3 protein-coding genes and 1 pseudogene are annotated in these 3,804 nt (G+C 71.3%); 2 read left to right on the forward strand and 2 right to left on the reverse strand.

Annotation, left to right across the window (positions count from 1 at the left end):
* Together GJ633_RS14890 and GJ633_RS14895 are read right to left on the reverse strand one after the other, a co-directional pair.
* The coding region (locus GJ633_RS14890) for a metalloprotease (RefSeq protein ID WP_156589433.1) at nucleotides 1–500 on the reverse strand (500 nt) is incomplete at its 3' end.
* Between the two features lie 19 nt (nucleotides 501–519).
* Nucleotides 520–2,285: pseudogene (locus tag GJ633_RS14895) on the reverse strand (TraB/GumN family protein).
* A gap of 123 nt (nucleotides 2,286–2,408) precedes the next feature.
* Here GJ633_RS14895 and GJ633_RS14900 point away from each other — a divergent pair.
* Nucleotides 2,409–3,122 carry a winged helix-turn-helix domain-containing protein gene (locus tag GJ633_RS14900; RefSeq protein ID WP_156589434.1) on the forward strand — a complete coding sequence of 238 codons (714 nt, stop codon included), beginning with the start codon at nucleotides 2,409–2,411 and terminating at the stop codon, nucleotides 3,120–3,122.
* Between the two features lie 86 nt (nucleotides 3,123–3,208).
* The gene (locus tag GJ633_RS14905; protein ID WP_156589435.1) at nucleotides 3,209–3,664 is read left to right on the forward strand and encodes a bifunctional nuclease family protein; all 456 of its coding nucleotides are present in this window, start codon (nucleotides 3,209–3,211) and stop codon (nucleotides 3,662–3,664) included.
* Nucleotides 3,665–3,804: the final 140 nt, after the last annotated feature.

The following is a 3,804-nucleotide window of genomic DNA, read 5'->3' on the forward strand; positions in this document are numbered from 1 at the left end:
GCGACCCCGCGGGCGCCGACAAGCGAGACGATCGGGCTGCCGAGGACCGGACCGACGACGAGGACGGGCAGGAAGACCAGCATGAGGAGGAGGTTCGCGACCGGTCCGGCGAGCGCGATCAGCCCGTGCTCGCGCGGCGTCAGGCGACCGCGGTGGTGGACCGCGCCGGGCGCGGCGAAGATGAACCCCAAAAGCGAACTCATCACGGCCAGAAACAGCATGCCGTTGTCCGCCCGGAACTCGGCGACCTGGTCGTAGTGTACCGCGACGACCTTGTGGGCGATCTCGTGGAGGAGGAACGCGACGCCCGCAGTGAGCAGCCCGACCAGCAGCGGTGGGACGACCCCCGCCGCGAGCAGCCGGTCGATGCCGCCGGTCCCCCCGGCGAAAAAGAACGTGAACGCGACGCCGAGCGCGAGCCACGCCACGAGGAGGTCGCGGAGCTCCGTCCCGCTGAAGTAGAGCCCCCCGATCCGGCGCCCCTGGAACGTCGCGCTCATCCGTCCACCCCGGCGCGGGTCACGCGCCACCTCCGCCCGCGACGGCGGTCCGGATCAGCTCCGCCCCGGTGCGTGCGCCCTCGATCAGCAGCCGACCGACCTCGTCGACGCCGCCGATCTCGGCGCCGAACATCGCGGGAATGACGTACACCGCGAACAGCGCGCTCGCGACGATGCTCCCGATGTTCGTCATCGCGACGACGACGATGAGCCGGAACAGCGGCACGTCGAGCATCGCGGAGACCAGGTCCCACGGCGACCGCGTCTCGTCGGACAGCAGGTCGTTGAGCGTCCCGATGTCGCCGACGTTCACGGTGAGGCGTCGCAGCTCCACGTAGCCGGTGAACCATCCCGGCGCGAGCATCGGATTGATCGAGGTGAGCCACGCCACCGCGCCGCCGACGCCGGCGGAGAGCCACCCCGCGCCGGCGACCTTCGCGAACGCGAAGGCGAAGGCGCCGTTTATCAGGAACCACGCGGCGAACAGCCGGAACAGGAAGGCGTTCTCGACGCCCGCCAGCGCCAACAGCGCGAAGAACCCCACGAACCCGACCGTGATCGCGTACCCGATCGCCTTCTTCCAGGGGACGCCTCGGCCGCGCTCGCGGCCGACGAGCGCCTCGACCGGCGGGAGCGTCTCCGGGTTCGCGAGGTAGCGTTCGATCCCCGCCTCGTGACCCGCGCCGACGACAGCGACGACGTCGTGGCCGGCGTCCCGGAGCGCGACGAGCCGGTGGGCGATGAAGGCGTCGCGCTCGTCGATGAGCGCCTCCGCGCCGCCGGGCGAGAACTGGCGGAACTCCTCCATCATCATCGTCACCACGTCGGTGTCGGTGAGTTGGTCGACGTCGAGATCCTCGATACCGCCGTACTCGGCGTCCGTCTCCCCGAGCCCGACGACGCCGAGGACGGCGGCAGCCACGACGCCGAGCGTCAGCCCGAGGGCGATCCCGATCCCGAGGCTCCCGATCGCCGTCACGGCGAACCCGCCGAGGAGCGACGAGACGAGCCCGTCGCGACGCCGAGCCCCGCGACCGCGATCCCCGACGCGACGCCGATCGCGGTCGCGGCGTAGAGCCGCGCGTCCGGCGAGAGCGCGAGCGCGCCGACCTGGTCGACCGCGATCCCCACGGCGACCGCCGCGAGGACGCCGGCGGTGACGCTCGTCAACAGCGCGTCGGTGATTCCCACCGCGCCGCCGAAGAGCCCGATCGCCGGCCCGGCGACGATGCCGACGAGCAGCCCGACCACCACGCCGACCACCCGGGGGTCGGTGATCCCGAACGCGAGCCCGCCGACCATGCGGAGCTTCTCCGTGAGCGACATCCGCGCCCAGAACCGCTGGATCGTGGTCTGGATGTCCCGGTCGACCAGGGCGACGTCGATGCCGAGCCGCTCTGCGACGTCGATCGCGGCGTTCATGTCCGCGCCCGGCTCGATGTCGAACCGGTCGCCGAGCTGCGTCTGGACGTACGAGAGCATCCAGTACGCGAGAAACTGGAAGACGGTGTTCCCCTTCAGGAGGTCGCCGGCGTCGAGGTCGTCGGGCGTCTCGCCTTGCAGCTGTCGGTACCGCCCCTCGTCGAGCTCGACGGCGACGACGTCGGGGCGCTCGCGCTCGATTGCCGCTTCGACCTCCTCGACGGAGCGCTCGGAGACGTGGGCGGTGCCGACCACGGTGACCGACCCCTGACCGGCCGGACCGCCGTCGCCCGGCCCCTCGTCGGCGATGTCGTCCGCCGTCGGCGGGGACGCGTCGCCGGCGCCCCCTGACGTCTCTGTCATCGCCACGACGTACATGGTCACCGCGTTTTAGGGTTTGTGAGTCGGTGTCCGGTCCGCCGCTCGCGAGCGGCGTCGATCCGCGGATCCAACAGGTTTGTATCCTCTCGCGCGACAGATGCTCGTATGTCCCGGCTGTTGCCCTCCCTGCCGGACGCGACGCCCGAGGATCGCGAGCCGCGGGTCGTCGGCGTCGACGACGAGGACGCCGACGATCTGATCGCCGCGCTCGGCTCGGAGACCGCCCGCGAGATCCTCACCGCCCTCCACGACGAGCCCGCGACCAAGTCGGAACTCGCCGAGGAGGTCGACACGTCGCTCCAGAACGTCCAGTACCACCTCTCGAAGCTCGACGGCGCCGACCTGGTCGACGTCGTCGACACGACCTACTCGGAGAAGGGCCGCGAGATGGACGTGTACGCGGCCGCCGACGAGCCGCTCGTGCTGTTCGCCGGCGGCTCCGAGGAGTCACAGGGGATCAAGACGGCCCTGCTGCGGCTCCTCGGCGGGTACGGGATCATCGGGCTGGCGGCGCTGGCCGCCCAGCGGATCCTCTCCGTGGCGACGCCGCGAGTCCGCGTGTCGCAGACGACCGGCGGTACCGGCGACGCGGGTGCGGGCGCGAACGCCGAGACCGAGGACGCCGGGGTCGCGACGGAGACGTCGACGGAGGCCCCGGCCGCCGACGGCGACGTGATCGACGGCACGGTGGAGTACGTCGTCGACCCGCTCGCCGACTACGGCGTCTCGCTGCTCGAACCCGGTACCGTGTTCTTCCTGGGCGCCGCGCTGGTCTTCACCGTCGCCTGGGCCTACTGGTACTGGGGCGCCGGGCGCTGACGGCCGGCACCGGTGGTGTTGTCGGGATTGGTAGTGCGGTCGCGAACGGTGGGAAGCTATTCATGTCGTCACCGCCACGATCCGGCATGGAACACGAAGCGGAGATCGTCGGCGTCGGCGCCGGGTCCACGGCCGGCGGCGACGTCCCGGCGGTCGTCCTCGCTGTGGACGGCGAGTACCTGCCGATCTTCGTCAGCGCCGACCAGGCTCGGGCGATCGGACTGGCCCTGGAAGGAGAGCCCTTCGACCGGCCGCTCACCCACGACCTCCTCGTCGAGGTCCTCACCGAGTTCGGCGGCGCCGTCGACCGGGTCCGTATCGACGACCTCAGGGACGGGACGTTCTACGCGAAGATCGACGCCGAGCGGTACGACGACGGCGAGCCCGAACGGTTCGTCTTCGACGCGCGCCCGTCCGACGCACTGGCGATCGCGGTCCGGGTCGACTGCCGGATCGACGTCACGGACGACGTGCTCGACGAGGCGGGCCACCCGTCCGACTCCGTCCACTTCGACGAGGGTGACGACGATCCCGACTGGTGAGCGCCGTCCGGCTGTCCGGCCGGTGTCGGGGAGCGGTCGCTATCCGTCTGTCCGGCCGGTGTCGGAGGCGGTCGCTATCCGTCTGTCCGGCCGGTGTCGCATGCCGTCAGCCGTCGGTCCGGGGATTCAAGTCGGCCGCC

The organism is Halorubrum sp. CBA1125, assembly GCF_009742825.1.
In the GTDB taxonomy this organism is placed as follows: Archaea; Halobacteriota; Halobacteria; order Halobacteriales; family Haloferacaceae; genus Halorubrum.

Excerpts from the sequence above, each read along its gene's own strand:
- GJ633_RS14900 (WP_156589434.1), top strand. The coding sequence starts at position 2,409 with ATGTCCCGGCTGTTGCCCTCCCTGCCGGACGCGACGCCCGAGGATCGC.
- GJ633_RS14905 (WP_156589435.1), top strand. The coding sequence starts at position 3,209 with ATGGAACACGAAGCGGAGATCGTCGGCGTCGGCGCCGGGTCCACGGCC.